Here is a 19,449-nt window from a genome sequence, read left to right as displayed (position 1 = left end):
CCTTTAAAAGTATAAGTCGACCGCTTCCCTCTGGGAGGCGGTTTTTTTTAGAGTACGTCCAGAGAACCCTTTCCTTCTCGAATAACTACCGGCCCATCTCCAGAGAGATCTATAATCGTCGACGGAATATTTCCTCCAAATCCGCCGTCAACCACCAAGTCCACCCTATTTTGCCATTCCTCGTAAATCAATTCGGGATCCGTTGTGTATTCCACAATCTCATCTGTATCGTAAATCGAAGTGGAAACAATGGGGTTCCCCAAGGTACTCACAATGGCCTGAGGAATCGAATGATCGGGCACCCGAATTCCTACGGTCTTCTTCTTTTTAAAAACCTTGGGCAAGTCATTATTTCCCGGCAAAATGAACGTGTAGGGTCCAGGCAAACTGCGCTTGAGTAATTTAAAGGTCGGATTGTCCAACTGGCGCGTATAGTCCGAAAGCCGACTCAAGTCTGGGCATATAAACGACCAGTTGGCCTTCTCTAATTTAATTCCCTTCAACTGTGCCAATCGCTGTAGTGCTTTGGTATTGGTGATGTCGCAGCCCAATCCGTACACCGTATCCGTTGGATAAATGATTAGCCCCCCTTTCCGAAGGCAATCGGCTATAATTCCCAAAGGCCGTGGTGCTGGATTTTCTGGGTATACTTTAATGAATTGTGCAGAGGGCATAAAAAGTAAATAGTTGGTGTGAATTTGGTCGAAAAACTCATACTTAAGGTAACAAGTTTGCGTTTATTGGAAGAACATTAACCATAATTTCTTTCATGCACTCCATCAAGGGGCGATTGTTATCCGCTTTTTTAGCGCTTGGGCTTTTAGTCATACCCTTTTTGATCTTCTCTTTTATTTCTTTGAAGAGAAGCAATCACCTGCGTGATACACGAGAAAAAGTGATCTCTTTTAACGCTTCTCGTCTAAAGGCTCAGTCTTCTTTTGGGCGCATGATGGATTTTGATGTTTTGCTCGATGATTTCTACAAATCAGACGAATCCACGGCTAATCAATTGGACTACCACCTCAGTCTCAAAAAGAGCACTAAAGCCCTTTATGTACTTTCAAAGGCCGAAATAAAGGACAACCCCATTTTTAGCCGAAGGATTGAAAAACTTCAAAAGGAACTGGAATACTTCGATCACCTAAGCACAAAGATCACAGCTCTTCGCAAGGAACGGGGATTTAGAAACTACGGCCTGGAAGGAGAAATGAGGTCGCAAATCCACCAGTTGGAACAAATCCAAGGCATCGAGCTGGCTGATATTCTCATGCTTAGGCGCTTCGAAAAGGACTTTTTTTTACGCAAAGACATCTTTTACGTTCATCAACTGACCGACAGCCTTGTTCAATTAAAAACCGGTCTAAAAGAACGAATTACGACTGCCAAAAAGGAAGAACAAGCAAATCTTGAGAATACGCTTGCGATTCTGGGATCGTATCAAGCGATTTTTGGTCGTATAGTCGAACTGGAACTAGAAATAGGGAACGAAGAAGCGGGTTTAACGCAGGAGTGGCTAAAGTCAGCAGATCGAATGGACCTTTCGATTGAACGTCTTTCGGAAATGGTAGGAACAGAATCCCAGTTGCTGTCCGGACGCATCCGCACCTATTTAATTCTCTTGTTTATCAGCACCCTAGCTCTCGCGGTATTTTTGTCATTGGCCATAGCCAATCGCATTTCCGCTCCTATCGAAAAATTGATTAGCGATATGGACTATATCTCTCAAAATCAATTTAATGGAACGATCAAGCTCCATTCCAAGATGAAGATTAAAGAACTTCATGAGCTCACCGACACCTACAATAAACTCGTTAAGAAAATACGGCGTCAATTGCAGGTACTGGGGACGCAAAATGTTTCTTTGACCCGTTTGAATCAAAAACTCACTCAATCCGAGTTGGAACTGCAGGAAGCTTCTCAGATCAAGGATAAGTTCTTTTCTATAATATCTCACGACTTAAGAGGTCATACCGGAAATATCGTTTCCATCGCTAAAATTTTAGATCAGGAACAAGGCGAAATTAGCGCCAAAGAACAACAGACCTTTGTGCAGTATTTGCGAGAATCCTCTCAGAATCTTCAAATGCTCCTGGACAACCTATTGAATTGGGCCAAGACCCAGATGAATGACCACACCCTGTCGCCACGCGCCTTTGATATAGAACAGCTCCTCTATTCTAATGCGAAACTATTCTCAGATCACGCCTCACGTAAGGGGATTCAATTGGAATGCGAAGAAGTCAAAGTAAGTCGCGTCTACGCAGACAAGGATATGGTTGATTTTGTCATCCGCAACCTGCTCTCCAACGCTCTAAAATTTTCTCGAAATGGCGACCGAATAGGACTCACGGCTTACGAAACGGATTCGGAAGTCTGGATCGAAGTTTCGGATACTGGTGTTGGGATGACCCAGGAACAAGTGGATGAGCTCTTGACCAATCAAGAAGAAAACCACTCCACCAAGGGCACTGAAAATGAGATCGGTACAGGATTAGGCTTTGCCATTTGTCGTGACTTTATCGCCCGAAACGGAGGGCAAATTACCATCGAATCGACTGTATCCAAAGGAAGTCGTTTTTCGTTTTCTGTACCCACAAGGATTACCCGCAACACCCTGTTCCGCCAGAACAGAGGATCGAAAAAGTAGGCTCAATTGGCCAAATTATCCATCAACTCCAGGCGCGCGAATCGGAGAAGTAGTTTTTTGACCTCGCCCCTTTCAAAGCGAATTTCGGCCTTACGGTCTTGCCCTACTCCTTCCAGTTTCAGTACCTGTCCCTGACCAAAGCGGCTGTGTTTAACCCAGGTTCCCTCCATGAGTGGGAGTTCACTGGCGTTACTTCCTGCATTGGGCTGCGCAATTTCCGGTTTGATCTTGCGAAGTTTACGCAGTTGTTTCTCCGTTGGCGCATGGCTTGGCGGTGGCGTACCTGGAACGGGTTTAGTACTGCGAAGCTTGCTCTTATCTACTTCTCCAAAAATAGAACGGTCAATTAAGCTCTTGTAGCGGTAACTGTCTTGTAAGGGCGTGAGGTTTTCGATGAATTTCTCATCAATTTCTTCCAAAAATCGGCTGGGCTCCGCATCGATGAGTTTACCCCAACGGTAGCGGTTCAGGGTGTAGGTCAAAAAGGCCTTTTTCTCGGCCCGAGTCAGTGCGACATAGAATAGACGGCGTTCTTCTTCCAGTTCGCTTCGGGTATTCATGCTCATCGCCGATGGGAATAAATCCTCTTCCATCCCTACGATATAAACCACGGGGAACTCCAACCCTTTGGCCAGGTGGATGGTCATTAAGGCGACCCGGTCGTCGTCTCCGGTATCCTGATCCAGATCCGTAGCCAAGGCCACATCTTCCAAAAATTCCGAAAGATTTCCTTCGGCATCTGCGAGTTCCAATTGCCCTTCTACGAAATCTTTGATACCGTTTAAGAGTTCTTCCAGGTTTTCCATTCGAGCAATGCCCTCAGGAGTACCGTCCTTTTTGAATTCCAAAAGAAGTCCGGTTTTTTTGGCCACCTGTTCGGCTACGGTAAACGCGTCTTGCTGCTGAGCTAAAATCTGAAAGCTTTTGATCATGGTGATAAAATCCTGCAGTTTTCGCTTCGTATTGCTTTGTAGTTTAACCGCGACGTGCTCCACCTGTTCCATGACCTGAAAGGCGGTCATATTGAATTCATTCGCGGCCACCCGGATTTTCTCAACGGTGGTCTGACCAATTCCACGAGCAGGAAAGTTAATGACTCGCATCAACGCCTCCTCATCATTCGGGTTTACAATCAATCTCAGGTAGGCCAGGATGTCCTTGATCTCCTTGCGTTGATAAAAAGACAAGCCCCCATAAATGCGGTAAGGAATATCTCTTTTGCGTAAGGCGTCTTCAATCGCTCTAGACTGAGAATTGGTTCGGTACAGTACTGCAAAATCTCCATTGGGCAACTGTTCCTGCATGCGGAGTTCAAAAATAGAACCAGCGACATAGCGTCCTTCTTCTGCATCGGTTGCCGCGCGATGCAACTTAATTAACTCCCCGTCATCATTGTCAGTCCAAACGACTTTGTCGAGTTGGTTCTTGTTGTTGGCGATCACGCTGTTGGCCGCCTCTACGATAGTTTTGGTTGATCGGTAATTCTGCTCCAAACGGTACACCGCCACATTGTCGTAATCCCGTTGGAAGTTTAGAATATTGCTGATGTTGGCTCCACGAAATGAGTAAATACTTTGAGCATCATCCCCCACCACACAGATGTTTTGAAAACGATCCGAAAGGGCTTTGACAATCAGGTACTGAGAGTGGTTCGTATCTTGGTACTCATCCACCAGAATGTACTTGAAACGGTTTTGGTACTTGTGCAAAACCTCTGGAAATCGGGTGAGCAGTTCGTTGGTACGTAAAAGCAGATCGTCAAAGTCCATAGCCCCAGCCTTAAAACAGCGCTCCACGTAATTGTTGTAGATCTCCCCTAGCCTTGGTCTTTTTGCCATGGCATCGGCTTCCATCAATTCGGGATTCTGAAAATAAGCCTTGACTGTGATTAGACTGTTCTTATAAGAGGAGATTCGGTTCTGAATCTGTTTGTATTTGTAGACGTCCTTGTCGAGGCCCATCTCTTTGATGATGGCCGAAATAAGGCGTTGAGAATCCTGGGTATCGTATATGGTAAAATTACTCGGAAACCCCAAGTGCTTGCCGTCGTGGCGTAAAAGGCGGGCAAAGACCGAGTGAAAGGTCCCCATCCAGAGATTTTTCGCCTCAGCATCCCCAACAATTCCGGCAATACGGGACTTCATCTCCCGTGCAGCCTTGTTCGTAAAGGTCAAGGCCAGGATATTGAAGGAATCAACCCCCTGTTCCATCAAGTGTGCAATACGGTACGTCAGTACCCTGGTCTTGCCCGACCCTGCACCTGCAATTACCATCAAAGGCCCGTCCTTATGCAGAACAGGGGCTCTTTGGGCATCATTCAATTCATCTAAATAGGGCATGTTGGAATTCTACTTTGGGAAATTTCGCGATAAAGAATCGAAATTAGTAATCTTCCTGAGGATCAAAAAGTCAAGCCCTTAAAAATTGATATATTTAGCAGAAGTAATTCCACACACAAGATTTTACCCTATGAGACATGTATTTCTGGCCCTTTCTCTTGTATTGTGCACCTCCCTCTATGCCCAAAACAGCATTGCGGAAAAAGAATTTCTAAAAATTGAAAAGAAAGTCATTGAATGGCGGCATGATATCCACCAAAATCCAGAACTGAGTAACCGCGAGTTCAAAACGGCAGAAAAAATAGCCAAGCACCTTAAAAGTCTAAGGATCGAGGTGCAAACAGGAGTAGCGCATACCGGGGTAGTCGGCGTACTCAAAGGGGATCTTCCCGGTAAGGTTGTTGCTTTACGAGCCGATATCGATGCCCTGCCGGTAACCGAGCGCAATGATTTGACTTTTAAATCCACCGTGACCTCAGAGTTCCTTGGCGAAAAGGTCGGTGTTATGCATGCCTGTGGCCACGATACCCATACCGCTATTTTGATGGGGGTCGCCGAGATCCTTTCTAAAAACAAAGACAAGATCAAAGGGACGGTCAAATTTATTTTTCAACCAGCAGAGGAAGGTCCACCACCGGGTGAAGAAGGAGGTGCTTTATTGATGGTGAAAGAGGGTGTTCTGGAGAACCCCAAGGTGGACGTAATCTTTGGATTGCACATCAATTCCCAAACCCCTGTGGGCATGATTCGCTACAAGCCCGGAGGAACCATGGCAGCAGCGCAATCCTTTACGATTAAAGTCAAAGGAAAGCAAAGCCATGGGTCTCAGCCATGGGCAGGTGTTGATCCGATTCTCATCAGCGCAAAAATTATTGACGGTCTTCAGACCATTATTAGTCGAGAGGCGAATTTGACCAACGAAGCGGCAGTCATCACGGTCGGTAAAATCAAAAGTGGGGTTCGTTTTAACATCATCCCAGAAAGTGCCGAAATGCTGGGTACCATCCGTACCCTCGATTACGACATGAAAGACCACATCAATAAGCGCATGGAAGAGATGGTCACCTCTATCGCAGAGGCCTATGGAGGGAGTGCTACGATCGAAATCAAGGACGCTACGGACATCACCTACAACAGCCCTGATCTTGTCGCTCAAATGCTACCGACCCTTCGCCGTGTAGCGGGAAGAGAACAAGTTATTCAACAAAAAGCCATTACTGGAGCGGAGGATTTCTCCTATTTTCAGCGAGAAGTGCCCGGCTTTTTCTTTTTCTTGGGCGGAATGACGCCCGGAAATAAAGAATCATTTCCTCATCATACCCCCGATTTTAAAATTGATGATGCGGGTATGCTCTTAGGGGTACGATCTCTTACGGAAATGACCCTGGACTACTTAAACCAATAAACCTACATGGAATTATTCTCCTGGATACCCTGGTGGGGCTGGGTACTCATCGCCTTGCTCCTCGTTGGACTTTGGGATATCTTTTTTCAACGCGCCCACACCATTCGGCATAATTTTCCGATTGTAGGGCATCTGCGGTATTTACTCGAAAGCATTGGCCCGGAAATGAGGCAGTATTTTGTGGCAAACAACCGCGAAGAACTGCCTTTTAACCGCATTGAAAGGGGCTGGGTCTATGCTTCGGCTAAAAAGGAGAACAATTACGAAGGATTTGGAACCGACCGGGACATCTATGCTCATCAGCATATATTCGTCAAAAATGCCTTGATGCCTTTTAAGTTGGGGCATAAACATCCGCACAAAGAAGAGCCGGACTTCATCCCTTGTGCCAAGATCATGGGGGCTGCTCACAAAAGACGAAAGCCTTTCCGTCCAGCTTCCATTATCAATATTTCGGCCATGAGCTTTGGCAGTCTTTCTGCTGCAGCCGTATCGGCCATGAATCATGGAGCTCAATTGACCGGAGCCTACCACAATACCGGTGAAGGCGGCCTCTCCCCTTACCACCAGCACGGGGCTGATGTGATATTTCACTTTGGTACCGGTTATTTTGGAGTGCGGAATGCTCATGGGGAATTTTCTATGGAAAAACTCAAGCTCCTGGTGGAGGACAACCCCCAAATACGAGCCATAGAAATCAAACTTTCCCAAGGAGCAAAACCGGGTAAAGGCGGCGTTCTACCTGGTAAAAAGATCACCAAAGAAATTGCAGAAATCAGGGGAGTCGTACCAGGGATCGATGTTCTTTCTCCTTCTGGTCATTCCGCTTTTTCCTCTATAGAAGGCCTCGTTGATTTTATTGAAGATATCGCAGAGGCCACTGGATTACCCGTCGGAATCAAGGCAGCCATCGGAAAGACGGACGAATGGGAGGCCCTGGCGAAACTGATGAAAGCCACAGGCAAGGGACCGGATTTCATTGCCATTGATGGAGGCGAAGGAGGTACAGGCGCAGCGCCTCCGAGCTTTGCCGACCATGTTTCTTTGCCTTGGGTCTACGGTTTTGCCGCTATTTACCGCATCTTCCAATCCCATGGACTGGATCAAGACCTGGTCTTTATCGGAAGTGGAAAACTAGGCTTTCCGGCCAAAGCCGCTATGGCTTTTGCTATGGGAGTCGATTGTATCAACGTGGCCCGAGAAGCCATGATGAGTATTGGCTGTATTCAAGCGCAGATCTGCCACACCAACCGCTGCCCTGCTGGCATTGCTACCCAAAATCGCTGGCTGCAATCTGGGATTGACATTCCATTGAAATCTGAAAGACTCGCGCAGTACTTCAGGACCTTCCGAAAAGAACTTCTTGAGATCACCCGAGCCGCTGGATACGAACATCCCTGTCAGTTCACTATGAACGACATTCAGGTCAATGTCGATGACGATTACCTCAGCAGTGACCTCTCTCAAGTGTACAAGTACCAAAAGACCGAAGTACCATTGAATCCACAGAAGATCTACTGAATTGCCCGGCCTTGGGATCAAGAAGCAAATAATTGCCAAAAAGTATCCTAAATTTGGGATTGCATCGTTATTCCAACAGACACAAAAGCTCAAAAATGAAACAGATCCTATTCCTTTTGCTTGTACTGGCTTTTAGCTTATCCCTGCAGGCGCAAAAAAAGAGTGAACTGCTCTACGAAATACAACTCCTCAAAAAAGAAATTCGCAGCTGGCAAGACTCAGTGGCACAGGTCAAAAAAGCCAAGGCAGCCAGTGACGGACGCGTTCAGGCCGTTGAATTTGAATTGGAACAAATCCGAGAGACCAATGCCAATTTGTTGGAAAACCTCAACAAATTCACCACCCAGTCTGTTCAGCGCACCGAGAATATCGGAAAGTCCCTAGAAGATCTTCGCGAAAAGGAACAAAAGCTACAAGCCCTAAGGGATCGCATTGGAGCTAATGATTCTCTTACGCTTAAGCTGCTGACAGAATTGCGCGGGTTTGTGGATGAAACCAAACAGCTCAAAGTCGAGAAAGGTGCCATTACCTTTGTGTATCCGAGTACTGCATTTTATCCTGCAGACAGTTTAAACGCCAATGGCTTGGTTAAAAAACTGGAAAAGGTGATGACCGACAATCCCGAAGCACAGCTTATCTTAAGAGGTGAAATTGCTTCCTACCAGAGTCCGGATTACGAGCGCGCCAAGACCTTATACGGAACTCCTCCCCTGCTTAAAAAGCTCAGTGAGTATCTTCAAAGGGAAGGCAGTCCACTAAAAGGGCGAATTCAAACGTTACATGATAAGAGTACGCGATCTGATATTTATTTTCAGGTAGTACCGGATTACGCACTCTTTTATTTACAAACCCGAGAAACCCTGAAATAAACATTCCCCATGAACGGAGCTGATATTTTACAACTCTTTGCCTACCTCTTGCCGGCTGTTGTTACCGGTGTGATTGCCTTTTACTTTTTCAGACTGCACACCCAAAATGAAGATGGAAGAAGGCGTTTTCTCTTGCACAAAAACTCTCAAAAAGAAACCCTTCCCGTACGCCTGCAGGCCTATGAGCGTATGGCCCTCTTTCTTGAGCGCATCAGTTTGACCAGTCTTGTGGTCCGCGTGGCGCCGCAAACAGATAAAAAGAACGAATACGAAAACCTACTGGTTCGTCAAATCGAATCGGAATTTGAGCACAACTTGTCGCAACAAATCTATTTGAGTGATGAGTGTTGGAGCATTATTAAGGCGGCCAAGAATGCCACGATTCAGTCCATTCGGTCCGCAGGAATGAGCGAAATCGAGACGGCTGATAAACTTCGAGAGGCCATCTTGAGTCAGGCCATGGACAAAACAGCTCCTTCTACAACGGCTTTGGCTTATATCAAAAAAGAAATCGGGGATCTCTGGTAGACTTATTCCTGTAAGTCTGGTTCAATCGGCATTTCGTCGGTTTGCTTATTGCGAGCATACAGGTACCCTCTCTTCCACCAGCGGGTCATTTTCTCCTTGTCAAAAATCAGGGAATTGGTGGTCAGTACGGCAGGGGTATAATAAAGATTAATAATCGCATCGTGGTGATTGGCGACCAGCTTTCCTATTCTGATGTTTTGGTTTTCAATACGGTCCAGAACAAAGCCAAACATATTGGTAATCAATTCAAAAGGATTTCTTGAGGGCATACGGTTGTAGTAACTGACTTCCGTCCGCAAGACCACAACGTCGACTTCCGTGGCCCCGCGTTTAATCGCTTCTTCGATGGGAACTATACTCCCTAAGCCACCGTCGGCGTACTCGCATCCATTTTTTCGTACCAGACTCATAAAGGGCGTATAATTTGCCGAAATCCAAATCCAGTCCAGGAATTCGTCGTAATCGTAATCCCGAATGCTTTTGTATTCAATCTGATTCAAGGAAAGGTTCGATACGGTTACCACCACGTCCTTACTTCCTTGTTTCAGGGTATCAAACTCCCGATAAGAAATACTGCTGCGGATCAGCTCCCTCAGGTTCTCACTCTCTCCAAAGGTCTTTTTACCTTTCAGAAATCGCCGCACCACATTCCAGTGGTTGATCGAAATGAACTCTGATCCGTGCTTGCGTTCTATTTTAAAGGGGCAGCTGTTGAATATACTGTCTTGATCAACGGAAGAATAGATCTCTTTGATCTTATCCACCTTGCCCAAGGCCAAGTGCGACAGCAAAAGACTCCCTGTAGAGGTACCCACAAAAATATCGTAATCCCGCTTTGCCTCTTCAATCAAAAACTGGGCTACTCCGCCTGCGAAGGCACCTTTACTTCCTCCTCCGGATATGACTAGGGCCTTCATTCTGTTGATTTTGACAGTTCAAGTAATTCACGTAATCGCTTTTGTTCTTGTTCAGAACGTTCCGGCAGGTCTTTTTCGTACTGTTGCCGAATCATAGGATCCTTGAGTAATTCCAGGATTTGCTGGCCGGCCGCCTTGCGGATCCGCCATTTGTGATGAACACTGAGGCGCAGATAGGCATTCAGGATAAAAGGGGTTCGGTTCCCAAAAGAAGTAGACAGCTGATTGGTCGCCATCAGACGAACCTCTGCAGGATAGGCCGGCGTGGTCAATTCTTTTAACTGCTTGATATAAGGCTCAGCTTCCTCCAGACTCTGTGCTCCGGCCAAATTCAAAAGATTCCAAATCAGCGCGAATTCATCGACCATAAAGGGAATCAACCGCTTGGAGCTATCTAACAGGGTGCTCCTTCCGGCAGGAAACCACCGCCATAGATTATACAAGAGATGATAGCCTACCACAGGATCTTCTTCATTTAAGAAAGTGCGATAGAACTCCTGCTGAACCTCCGAGGGGTCCTCGGTGTTCAATCCAAACAGCAAAGCTCTTCTCAGTTCGCGATCCGGTGCTGACTCCGCTGTATGAAGATCTTTTAAGGCTTTCCAATATTCTTCAATAGGCAGGCGATCTTCTTGTCCTCTCAAAAGTCGAATACGCAATGGGGAGGGCATTTCGCGCCTCCAAAAGTGCAAGAAAAGAGAATCCTTTTCTACTCCCTTTTGTAGAGCCGATAGTTGCTCCTGCATGCCTAAAAAGGTTCCAATATCAGGGTTCTTTTGGACCAACCACCTGCTTACTTCTGTCCAAGGAAAATCGATAGACTTTAACCAGTTCTCTTCAAAAAGGGTCCGATCCCCCTCATCCTGCCAAGTCATTTCATCCAGGAATTGATCTACACGAAGGTTTTTAAAACGGTACTTCTGCAAGACCCTTGACATGGATTCCTTAAAAGCCTTGTCCCCTACTTTCTCTCTTAACATCCTGAGGGCCCAGGCACCTTTTTCGTAAAAAGTCAAACTACTGGAACCGGGATCGAGTAAGGACTGACTAACCCCTTGTTTTAGCTGTAGTGCTTTGTCCAGCACATTCCAGGTGAACCAAGCTTCCCCGTGTATATGGCTTCCGCCAATTGGGCGTAGTAAGTGGCAAAGCCTTCGTGCAGCCAATGGTCTTCCCCACTGGCCTCTGTGACTAAATTACCCCACCACTGGTGAACCATTTCGTGGGCTTGTACTCCGAGGTAGGATTCCTGAGGCAAGGCGTTCTGATCCTGGACAAACTGATCCGAAAAGAGGGTGCAACTGGCATTCTCCATACCCGCATACAGGAAGTCAAAAACGGGAACTTCTTTGTAGTTATCAAAGGGATAGGGCTGCCCAATTTCCTCTTCTAAAAAGTCAAATACCTGGCGGGTGAACTGGTAGGTTCCTGTATAACGAAGACTGTCCTCCGGGTAGAGGTACTGAAAAAGAGGAATTCCACTGGTACTGGTTTGTTCGTATTCTCGGTAATTCCCTAAAGCAATGGCCAACAGATAAGCGCTGATGGGTTGTTTCTGTTCGTAAACCCAGAGTCCTTTTTTAGGCTCGCTTTCCTTTTTATTCAAGACTCCATTGCTCAGCAATCGAAATCCTTGAGGAGCGCGAATGCGCAAACGATAACTCAGCTTAACGCGCATGTCTTCAAAAGAAGGAACCCAATGGCTGTTGTTCTGTCCTTGTCCCTGTGTCCAGATTTGCTCATTCCCTTGAATTTGATCGACCCACCCCAAAAAGTACATGGCTTTGGATGGCGAGGCCTTATATTCGATCTGCACTTGGTTTTTTCCTTTTTTTGCCCGGCTAATTTTTAGACCGATACGCTGACCATCATAGCTAAACTTCTGTTCCTTATTGGCCAATAAAACCCTTTCAATTACCATGTTTCGGGCGTTGATAAACAGGCTATCTCCTTTGTTCAAAAGCTCGAAATCATAGCGAACACTGCCTTTGACTTGCTTGCTTTGGGGCAGCAATTCAATGTCGATTGTACCCTGCTTGAAGTCGAAGGAAGATCCCTGAGCAAAAACGGCCGTGCAAAGGGATAGAAGAATACAAAGCGAAAACAAATCCCGGAAGCTTCGCGGGAAATCGATCTGGTCTGTCATAGTCAGAAAAGTCTACACAAATTACATAATTTCGTCTTATGAATTCTACCCCAGCTGACATTCCCCTGGCCTATTTTAAAGGGGTTGGAGCCACCCGTGCGCAGGTTTTGGCCTCTGAACTCGGGTTGACCTCGGCTTGGGAGGCATTGCAGTGCTACCCCTTCCGCTACATTGACCGCAGTCGTTTCTACAAAATCGGGGAACTACAGGACAGCGGGTCTGATGTACAAATCATTGGAAGAATTACCCAGATGAAACTGGTGCCCATGAAACGGGGCAAGCGACTGGTGGCCTATCTGCAAGACGATACCGGCACCTTGGAACTCGTCTGGTTTAGGGGGTACAAGTATATTCAGGAACAACTCAAAAGCGGAGAGGTCTACGTGGCCTTTGGCCGGCTTAATCGCTACCAAAGCCAATGGAATATGGCCCATCCGGAGTTGGAACTCAAAAGCAAATTCGAACAGCAACAACGCTCCTCTTTACAACCCGTCTACCCATCGACCGAAATACTCGGTAAAAAAGGGATTACCCAGCGGCTTTTCCGGGCGATTCAGCAACAGGCTTTTCAGCAGTGCAGAGCCGGTTTAAAAGAGGTGCTCCCACCGAACCTAATAGTGCGACTGCAACTCATCGGTCGAGAGGAAGCCTTCCGGCATATCCACTTTCCTGAAAATGCGGATTTGTTGGCCAAGGCCCGTTTCCGACTCAAGTTTGAGGAGTTCTTCTTTATGCAGTTGCATCTGCTAACCAAAAACATACAGCACAAGCAGCGCATCAAAGGCCTGCCCTTTGAGAAAGTCGGCAACTATTTCGGGGACTTCTACCAAAACCACCTCCCCTTTGAACTCACAGGTGCTCAAAAAAGGGTGGTCAAAGAAATTCGCAACGACCTGGGGAAACCCATCCAAATGAACCGCCTTTTACAAGGAGATGTAGGTTCCGGGAAAACCATGGTCGCCTTACTCAGTATGTTGCTGGCAGTGGATAATGGTTTTCAGGCCTGTTTAATGGCTCCTACCGAAATTCTGGCCCAACAGCACTACAAAGGATTAACCGAGCTCCTGGAGCCTTTGGGATTAGAAATAGGCCTACTTACGGGTTCCGTCAGCAAGAAAGATCGCCAACCCCTGTTGGAAGGTTTGGCTTCAGGCGAACTCAAACTGATCGTTGGGACCCATGCCCTCTTAGAAAAACAGGTGGAATTCAAGCAGCTTGGACTGGCTATTATTGATGAACAACATCGTTTTGGTGTAGCTCAGCGATCCAAGCTTTGGAAGAAGAATAGCATCCCGCCTCACATTCTGGTAATGACCGCTACGCCCATCCCCCGAACCCTGGCCATGAGTGTTTATGGGGATCTGGACAATTCGGTCATTGACGAAATGCCACCGGGCCGTAAACCGGTCAAAACGGAACACTGGTTCGACAAGAACCGCCTGAAGATGATCCAGTTTTTAAAACAGGAAATCGCTAAAGGCCGGCAGGCCTACATCGTCTATCCGCTTATCCAGGAGTCCTCTAAAATGGATTACAAAGACCTTATGGATGGTTACGAGAGTATATCGAGGGATTTTCCTCAGCCGCAATACCAAATCTCCATCGTCCATGGACAGATGAAAGCCGAGGACAAGGAATTCGAAATGCAGCGCTTTGTGCGAGGCGAAACCCAAATCATGGTCGCAACAACGGTCATCGAAGTGGGCGTTAATGTTCCGAACGCTTCCGTCATGGTTATTGAAAGTGCCGAACGCTTTGGTCTATCTCAATTGCACCAGTTAAGGGGCCGCGTGGGCCGAGGCGCGGATCAGAGTTACTGTATTCTGATGAGCAGTTATAAGCTTTCGGATGAGGCCAAAACACGGATGAGTACCATGGTGAACTCCCAAGACGGGTTTCAGATCGCAGAAGTGGACCTTCAACTTCGGGGTCCAGGGGATTTATTGGGCACCCAGCAAAGTGGGGTCCTCCAACTCAAAATCGCTGATTTGGTCAAAGACAACCCCATCCTCAAACGCGCGCGTAGCGAAGCCTTCGATATTCTCAAAGACGATCCCAAGCTCGAGAAACCCGAGCACCAACTGATGAAACGCCAATACCAGCTTCTCTACAGCGATAAAGCCCTCTGGGGGTATATCAGTTAAAGAATATAATCCGTACTCAAGAAATTACTCACCTTCGCTTCCAGTAATTGCTCAACGGTCTCGTTGTTGATTTCGTTGTCTTTAAAAGCGACAAAGGTTCGAATCGAAAAGGATCGCAGGGCATCGTGCACACTGAGGGTCGCTTGAGCAGAATCCTTTCTTCCCGTAAACGGATAAACGTCCGGACCGCGCTGGCAAGAACTGTTTAAGTTCACTCGACACACCAGGTTTGCCAGGGTATCAATCAAGGGAGAAAGGGTATAGACGTCTTTTCCGAAAAGGCTCACCTGCTGTCCGTAATTGGATTCCGCCATATCGTCCAGGGGCTCACTGATTTCTTCAAAGGATACCACCGGAATAACCGGGCCGAACTGCTCCTCCTGATAGACGCGCATATCCTTAGTCACGGGGTAAAGTACCGCAGGCCAGATGTAGTTATCAAAGCGCTCGCCTCCCCTTTCATTCAAAATCTTGGCCCCTTTGGCCATAGCATCATCAATGAGTTCCTGAATGTAATCGGATTTCCCAGGCTCGGGCAGCGGAGTCAATTTCACCCCTTCATCCCAGGGATTTCCAAAGGGCAGGGAATCGACTGCCTTGCTGAACTTATCCAAAAAGGCGTCTTTGATATCCTGATGCACATAAACCACCTTGAGGGCCGTGCAGCGCTGACCGTTAAAAGAAAGCGTTCCCGCAATACATTCATTTACACTGAGGTCCAGGTTGGCATCCGGAAGAACTACCGCCGGATTCTTGGCTTCAAGCCCTAGAACAAGACGCAAGCGGTTGCTCTTAGGGTGCTGTTCCTGAAGGGCATTCGCCGATTTACTGTTTCCGATAAGGGCAAGCACATCGACTTTCCCGCTCTGCATAATCGGGGCGGCAACCGCTCTTCCTCGTCCAAATAAGATGTTGACGACTCCTTTAGGGAAACAAGATTGAAAGGCTTCCATCAAAGGTGTGATGAGCAATACCCCGTGTTTGGCCGGTTTAAAGATGGTAGTATTCCCCATGATGATCGCGGGGATCAACAAAGCAAAGGTTTCGTTTAGTGGGTAGTTGTAAGGCCCTAAACAAAGGACCACACCCAAGGGGCCACGACGGATGTGGGCATAGACACCATCGTGCTTTTGGAATTTGGCCGAGTTGCGGTCCAGCTCTTTGTACTCCTCGATAGTATCATAAATATACTCCACCGTACGATCGAATTCTTTATAAGAATCCGGTTCTGACTTTCCGATTTCCCACATCAACAATTTTACGACTTCCTCTCGTTTGGTCTCCATCTTTTTGACGAAGTTTTCCATGCAGTGGATGCGGTCCTTCACCTTCATGGTAGGCCAGACTCCTTGGCCTTTATCGTAGGCCGAACAGGCCTCACCCAAAGCCTCCAAGGCTTCTTTTTCACCCATAGTGGGAATGCTTCCCAAGAGTGTGGGGGCGTAGTCTTTGGTACTGGAAATAGTGGAGTAAACCTCTGTCGTTTCGCCTTCCCATTGCCGCAATTCACCCCCTAGTAAATAGGCTTTCTGGTGAATCACCTCGTTGATTTGTCTGTTTTCAGGTATGGGTTTATAAGTGATCTTTTTCATTGATGTTGTTCTTTAGTTAAACGAGGTATTCAAAGAGGTCCGGCTTCGGATTAATGTATTCGCCAAAGAAGTTTCGGTCTTTCATTCGCTGAATCAAAGGCTCGAGATCTTCTGCCCTACGCAGTTCGATTCCGACAATTGCCGGAGCGTTTTCTTTATCGTTCTTTTTGAATATTCAAATGCGTGATGTCGTCATTCGGCCCTAGAATTTGTGCTACAAATTCCTTAAGAGCACCGGGGCGTTGGGGAAAACGCACAATAAAATAGTGCTTGAGCTGACCGAAGAGCAAGGCGCGTTCTTTGATTTCGGCCATGCGGGTAATATCGTTATTACTCCCCCCTACTACGCAAACCACTCGCTTGCCTTTTATTTGATCCTTTAATTTATCCAAGGCGGCAATGGTCAGGGCTCCTGCAGGTTCCACCACGATAGCGTCGCGGTTGTAAAGTTCAAGGATATGCTGACACACCCTTCCTTCCTCCACCGTAATCATATCCGTTAATCGATCCTTACAAATCGAAAAAGTTAATTCACCGACCTTTTGGACTGCTGCACCGTCGATGAATTTATCAATACTCGCTAATTTTAAGCATTTCCCTGCTTCTATAGAGGACTTCATCGATGGAGCTCCTTTGGGTTCCACCCCGATAATCTGGCTTTGAGGGGAAAGCGCCTCAAAAGAACCTATAAGACCGGAACAGAGACCTCCCCCTCCAACAGCGGCGATGACCATATCGATGGACTGATCCGCTTGCTTGAGGATTTCGAGCCCTACGGTGGCTTGCCCCTCTATGGTCTTGGGGTCGTCGAATGGATGGATGAATGTTCGGTCTTCGGCCTCACAATACTGACGGGCCGCGCCATAGGCATCGTCAAAAGTATCTCCCTCCAAAATGACCTCTACATACTCGCCTCCAAAAAGACGGGTTTGATCAATCTTTTGTTTCGGGGTAACCACAGGCATAAAGATGGCACCTTTTACCTTGAGATGAGCACAGGCAAAGGCCACCCCTTGGGCATGGTTTCCTGCACTCGCACAAACCACCCCGCTGGCCAATTCCTCTTGACTCAGCGAGCTGATTTTGTTGTAAGCTCCTCTGATTTTATAGCTCCTTACCCGATGCAGATCTTCGCGTTTTAGCCAGATCTCAGCCCCGAACTTTTTTGAAAGTCGGATGCTCTTTTGCAGAGGGGTTGGATCTGCTACCTCCGCAATGCGTTGGGCCGCCTGATAGATATCAGCCAGGACAGGAAAATACGGTTGGGTAACAGCAGAGGACATAGGTCTTATAATGGTTTCATTGCGGTCATGGAAGCACGGAGTCTTTCTCCGACCACTTCGACAGGATGCTCGCGAATGGCTTTGTTGACCGCAATCAGTTGACGGTTATCGACTTCGTTTGATCCGGCAGCATAAGCCTTTCCGATCACATCGGTACTCACACCTGCCATAAAATCTTTAAGCAAGGGTTTACAGGCATGGTCAAAAAGGTAGCAACCGTATTCCGCTGTATCTGAGATCACCCAGTTCATTTCAAATAGTTTTTTTCGCGCAATGGTATTGGCAATCAGCGGTGTTTCGTGCAGAGACTCGTAGTAAGCAGATTCTGCGATGATTCCTGCCTCGGTCATGGTTTCGAAAGCCAATTCTACCCCGGATTTAACGAAGGCCACTAGTAGCACTCCGTGGTCGTAATAGTCTTGTTCCGAGATTTCTTGACTACCGGCAGGTGTCTTTTCAAAGGCTGTCTCCCCGGTAGCTGCTCTCCAGGCCAAAAGGTTTTTATCGCCTTCCGCCCAGTCTTCCATCATGGTCGAAGAAAAAGTACCGCTCATGATGTCGTCCATATGCTTTTGAAAAAGCGGACGCATGATCTCCTTGAGCTCCTCTGCCAGGTCGTACGCCTTGATTTTGGCTGGGTTGGACAAACGGTCCATCATATTGGTGATACCACCGTGCTTCAGTCCTTCGGTGATGGTTTCCCAACCGTATTGAATAAGTTTTGAAGCAAAACCGGCGTCTAAACCATCAGCTACCATTTTGTCAAAACTCAGGATGGATCCGGTTTGCAGGAGACCACACAAGATTGTCTGTTCCCCCATCAAATCACTTTTTACTTCGGCCACGAAGCTGGACTGTAAAACACCTGCCTTGTGCCCTCCAGTTCCGACGGCATAGGCTTTCGCTTGCTCTAGACCTTTGCCTTCCGGGTCGTTCTCAGGGTGCACAGCGATCAGTGTAGGAACGCCAAAGCCCCTTTTATACTCCTCACGTACTTCAGATCCCGGACTTTTTGGAGCGACCATAATGACGGTCAAGTCTTCGCGAATTTGCATGCCTTCTTCCACGATATTGAATCCGTGAGAGTAAGAAAGCGTGGCTCCCTTTTTCATCAAAGGCATCACCGTGCTGACCACTTTGGTGTGCTGCTTGTCCGGGGTGAGGTTGATCACCACATCCGCCGTCGGAATCAATTCGTCAAAGGTCCCCACCCTAAAGCCATTCTCACTGGCATTGACAAAGGAGGTTCTCTTCTGTTCAATGGCCTCTGGTCGAAGAGCATAAGAAACGTCTAGACCAGAATCCCTCATATTGAGTCCCTGGTTCAAGCCCTGGGCTCCACAGCCGACAATGACGATTTTTTTGCCTTTTAGTGCTTCTACACCTTCTTTAAATTCATAACTGTCCATAAATCGGCACTGGCCGAGTTGGCGAAGTTGTTCTCTAAGCGGTAATGAATTAAAATAATTGGACATGAATCGGTTCTTTGTTGAATATGGGGATGTCCCCGTTTTTTGGTTTATAAATGTTGTTTTTCTTCTATTTCGGCCAGCAACTCACGAATCGGCATGGCTTCCTTACTAACCGCAATGCGTCCGGATCGAACAAATTGCATGATACCGTAAGGCTCCAATTGATGATACATATCTTCGATCTCGTGTCGGCGACCGGTTTTGGCCAAGACGAAAAAGTCTCGGGAGACCGTGACAATTTGGGCATGGCTGGCCTTAATGATGTTTTGGATTTGTCTTTCGTCAAAAAGTAAATGCGAAGCGATTTTAAATAAGGCCGTGTCCTGGAAGATGATCTCGTCGTCTTCGTGGTAATAGGCCTTAATCACCTCCACTTGTTTCTCGATTTGCTGGACGATTTTACGGGTCCAATCCTCCGTAGTGAACACCACTATAGTGAATTTAGAAACATCCTTAATTTCTGATTTAGAAACGTTTAGACTCTCTATATTGATGTGACGTTTCAAGAATATCCCTGAAATACGGTTCAAGAGTCCGACATTGTTTTCGGAATAAACAGATATGGTGAAATACTTGGTTTCCATCG

Annotated in this window: 14 protein-coding genes and 1 pseudogene; 6 read left to right on the top strand and 9 right to left on the bottom strand. The window is 47.0% G+C overall.

Annotation, left to right across the window (positions count from 1 at the left end; all coding sequences use genetic code 11):
* Positions 1-47 precede the first annotated feature (47 nt).
* Positions 48-674 (bottom strand): L-threonylcarbamoyladenylate synthase, encoded by a 627-nt coding sequence (locus tag BST99_RS03740; RefSeq protein WP_105000606.1) that lies wholly within the window; start codon positions 672-674, stop codon positions 48-50.
* Positions 675-769: 95 nt separating this feature from the next.
* On the opposite strand from BST99_RS03740, the gene BST99_RS03735 reads away from it, so the two are divergent.
* Positions 770-2,647: a sensor histidine kinase gene (locus BST99_RS03735; RefSeq protein ID WP_105000605.1), complete on the top strand. Its 1,878-nt coding sequence runs from the start codon at positions 770-772 to the stop codon at positions 2,645-2,647.
* A 2-nt stretch (positions 2,648-2,649) separates the two neighbouring features.
* Here BST99_RS03735 and BST99_RS03730 read toward each other — a convergent pair whose 3' ends face one another.
* Positions 2,650-4,986: an ATP-dependent helicase gene (locus BST99_RS03730; protein ID WP_105000604.1), complete on the bottom strand. Its 2,337-nt coding sequence runs from the start codon at positions 4,984-4,986 to the stop codon at positions 2,650-2,652.
* 130 nt (positions 4,987-5,116) lie between these two features.
* On the opposite strand from BST99_RS03730, the gene BST99_RS03725 reads away from it, so the two are divergent.
* The 4 genes from BST99_RS03725 to BST99_RS03710 all read left to right on the top strand — a co-directional run bounded on the left by BST99_RS03725 (position 5,117) and on the right by BST99_RS03710 (position 9,309).
* Positions 5,117-6,391: an amidohydrolase gene (locus tag BST99_RS03725; RefSeq protein ID WP_105000603.1), complete on the top strand. Its 1,275-nt coding sequence runs from the start codon at positions 5,117-5,119 to the stop codon at positions 6,389-6,391.
* Between the two features lie 6 nt (positions 6,392-6,397).
* Complete coding sequence (locus tag BST99_RS03720; RefSeq protein WP_105000602.1) at positions 6,398-7,912, top strand: FMN-binding glutamate synthase family protein; 1,515 nt, start codon at positions 6,398-6,400, stop codon at positions 7,910-7,912.
* Positions 7,913-8,007: 95 nt separating this feature from the next.
* Entirely contained in the window at positions 8,008-8,781 is a 774-nt protein-coding gene (locus BST99_RS03715; RefSeq protein ID WP_105000601.1) for a hypothetical protein, read from the top strand.
* Positions 8,782-8,790: 9 nt separating this feature from the next.
* Entirely contained in the window at positions 8,791-9,309 is a 519-nt protein-coding gene (locus BST99_RS03710) for a DUF7935 family protein (RefSeq protein WP_105000600.1), read from the top strand.
* Between the two features lie 2 nt (positions 9,310-9,311).
* On the opposite strand, the gene BST99_RS03705 is transcribed toward BST99_RS03710, so the two are convergent.
* From BST99_RS03705 to BST99_RS03695, 3 genes are read right to left on the bottom strand one after another with little or no spacing between them, the layout of a single operon-like run.
* Positions 9,312-10,226: a patatin-like phospholipase family protein gene (locus BST99_RS03705; protein WP_105000599.1), complete on the bottom strand. Its 915-nt coding sequence runs from the start codon at positions 10,224-10,226 to the stop codon at positions 9,312-9,314.
* Complete coding sequence (locus tag BST99_RS03700) at positions 10,223-11,311, bottom strand: M1 family aminopeptidase (protein WP_146106192.1); 1,089 nt, start codon at positions 11,309-11,311, stop codon at positions 10,223-10,225. The genes BST99_RS03705 and BST99_RS03700 overlap by 4 nt, the downstream gene beginning before the upstream one ends.
* Complete coding sequence (locus tag BST99_RS03695) at positions 11,287-12,372, bottom strand: M1 family metallopeptidase (protein WP_105000597.1); 1,086 nt, start codon at positions 12,370-12,372, stop codon at positions 11,287-11,289. The genes BST99_RS03700 and BST99_RS03695 overlap by 25 nt, the downstream gene beginning before the upstream one ends.
* Positions 12,373-12,410: 38 nt before the next feature.
* On the opposite strand from BST99_RS03695, the gene recG reads away from it, so the two are divergent.
* Positions 12,411-14,516: an ATP-dependent DNA helicase RecG gene (gene recG, locus BST99_RS03690; protein WP_105000596.1), complete on the top strand. Its 2,106-nt coding sequence runs from the start codon at positions 12,411-12,413 to the stop codon at positions 14,514-14,516.
* On the opposite strand, the gene BST99_RS03685 is transcribed toward recG, so the two are convergent.
* From BST99_RS03685 to ilvN, 4 genes and pseudogenes are all read right to left on the bottom strand, one after another.
* Positions 14,513-16,108 carry an NADP-dependent glyceraldehyde-3-phosphate dehydrogenase gene (locus tag BST99_RS03685; protein WP_105000595.1) on the bottom strand — a complete coding sequence of 532 codons (1,596 nt, stop codon included), beginning with the start codon at positions 16,106-16,108 and terminating at the stop codon, positions 14,513-14,515. The genes recG and BST99_RS03685 overlap by 4 nt on opposite strands.
* A gap of 16 nt (positions 16,109-16,124) precedes the next feature.
* A pseudogene (ilvA, locus tag BST99_RS03680) lies at positions 16,125-17,391 on the bottom strand (threonine ammonia-lyase IlvA).
* Positions 17,392-17,396: 5 nt separating this feature from the next.
* Positions 17,397-18,866 carry a ketol-acid reductoisomerase gene (gene ilvC, locus BST99_RS03675; protein ID WP_105000594.1) on the bottom strand — a complete coding sequence of 490 codons (1,470 nt, stop codon included), beginning with the start codon at positions 18,864-18,866 and terminating at the stop codon, positions 17,397-17,399.
* Between the two features lie 44 nt (positions 18,867-18,910).
* On the bottom strand, positions 18,911-19,447 hold the full coding sequence (gene ilvN, locus BST99_RS03670; protein WP_105000593.1) for an acetolactate synthase small subunit: 537 nt from the start codon (positions 19,445-19,447) through the stop codon (positions 18,911-18,913).
* Positions 19,448-19,449 lie beyond the last annotated feature (2 nt).

This window comes from Aureicoccus marinus (genome assembly GCF_002954325.1).
In the GTDB taxonomy this organism is placed as follows: Bacteria; Bacteroidota; Bacteroidia; order Flavobacteriales; family Flavobacteriaceae; genus Aureicoccus; species Aureicoccus marinus.
This window is presented reverse-complemented; position numbering and strand designations above follow the sequence as displayed.

Bases quoted from the DNA above. Each gene is read 5' to 3' on its own strand.
- BST99_RS03740 (WP_105000606.1), bottom strand. From the start codon at position 674: ATGCCCTCTGCACAATTCATTAAAGTATACCCAGAAAATCCAGCACCA.
- BST99_RS03735 (WP_105000605.1), top strand. From the start codon at position 770: ATGCACTCCATCAAGGGGCGATTGTTATCCGCTTTTTTAGCGCTTGGG.
- BST99_RS03730 (WP_105000604.1), bottom strand. From the start codon at position 4,986: ATGCCCTATTTAGATGAATTGAATGATGCCCAAAGAGCCCCTGTTCTG.
- BST99_RS03725 (WP_105000603.1), top strand. From the start codon at position 5,117: ATGAGACATGTATTTCTGGCCCTTTCTCTTGTATTGTGCACCTCCCTC.
- BST99_RS03720 (WP_105000602.1), top strand. From the start codon at position 6,398: ATGGAATTATTCTCCTGGATACCCTGGTGGGGCTGGGTACTCATCGCC.
- BST99_RS03715 (WP_105000601.1), top strand. From the start codon at position 8,008: ATGAAACAGATCCTATTCCTTTTGCTTGTACTGGCTTTTAGCTTATCC.
- BST99_RS03710 (WP_105000600.1), top strand. From the start codon at position 8,791: ATGAACGGAGCTGATATTTTACAACTCTTTGCCTACCTCTTGCCGGCT.
- BST99_RS03705 (WP_105000599.1), bottom strand. From the start codon at position 10,226: ATGAAGGCCCTAGTCATATCCGGAGGAGGAAGTAAAGGTGCCTTCGCA.
- BST99_RS03695 (WP_105000597.1), bottom strand. From the start codon at position 12,372: ATGACAGACCAGATCGATTTCCCGCGAAGCTTCCGGGATTTGTTTTCG.
- recG (WP_105000596.1), top strand. From the start codon at position 12,411: ATGAATTCTACCCCAGCTGACATTCCCCTGGCCTATTTTAAAGGGGTT.
- BST99_RS03685 (WP_105000595.1), bottom strand. From the start codon at position 16,108: ATGAAAAAGATCACTTATAAACCCATACCTGAAAACAGACAAATCAAC.
- ilvC (WP_105000594.1), bottom strand. From the start codon at position 18,866: ATGTCCAATTATTTTAATTCATTACCGCTTAGAGAACAACTTCGCCAA.
- ilvN (WP_105000593.1), bottom strand. From the start codon at position 19,447: ATGGAAACCAAGTATTTCACCATATCTGTTTATTCCGAAAACAATGTC.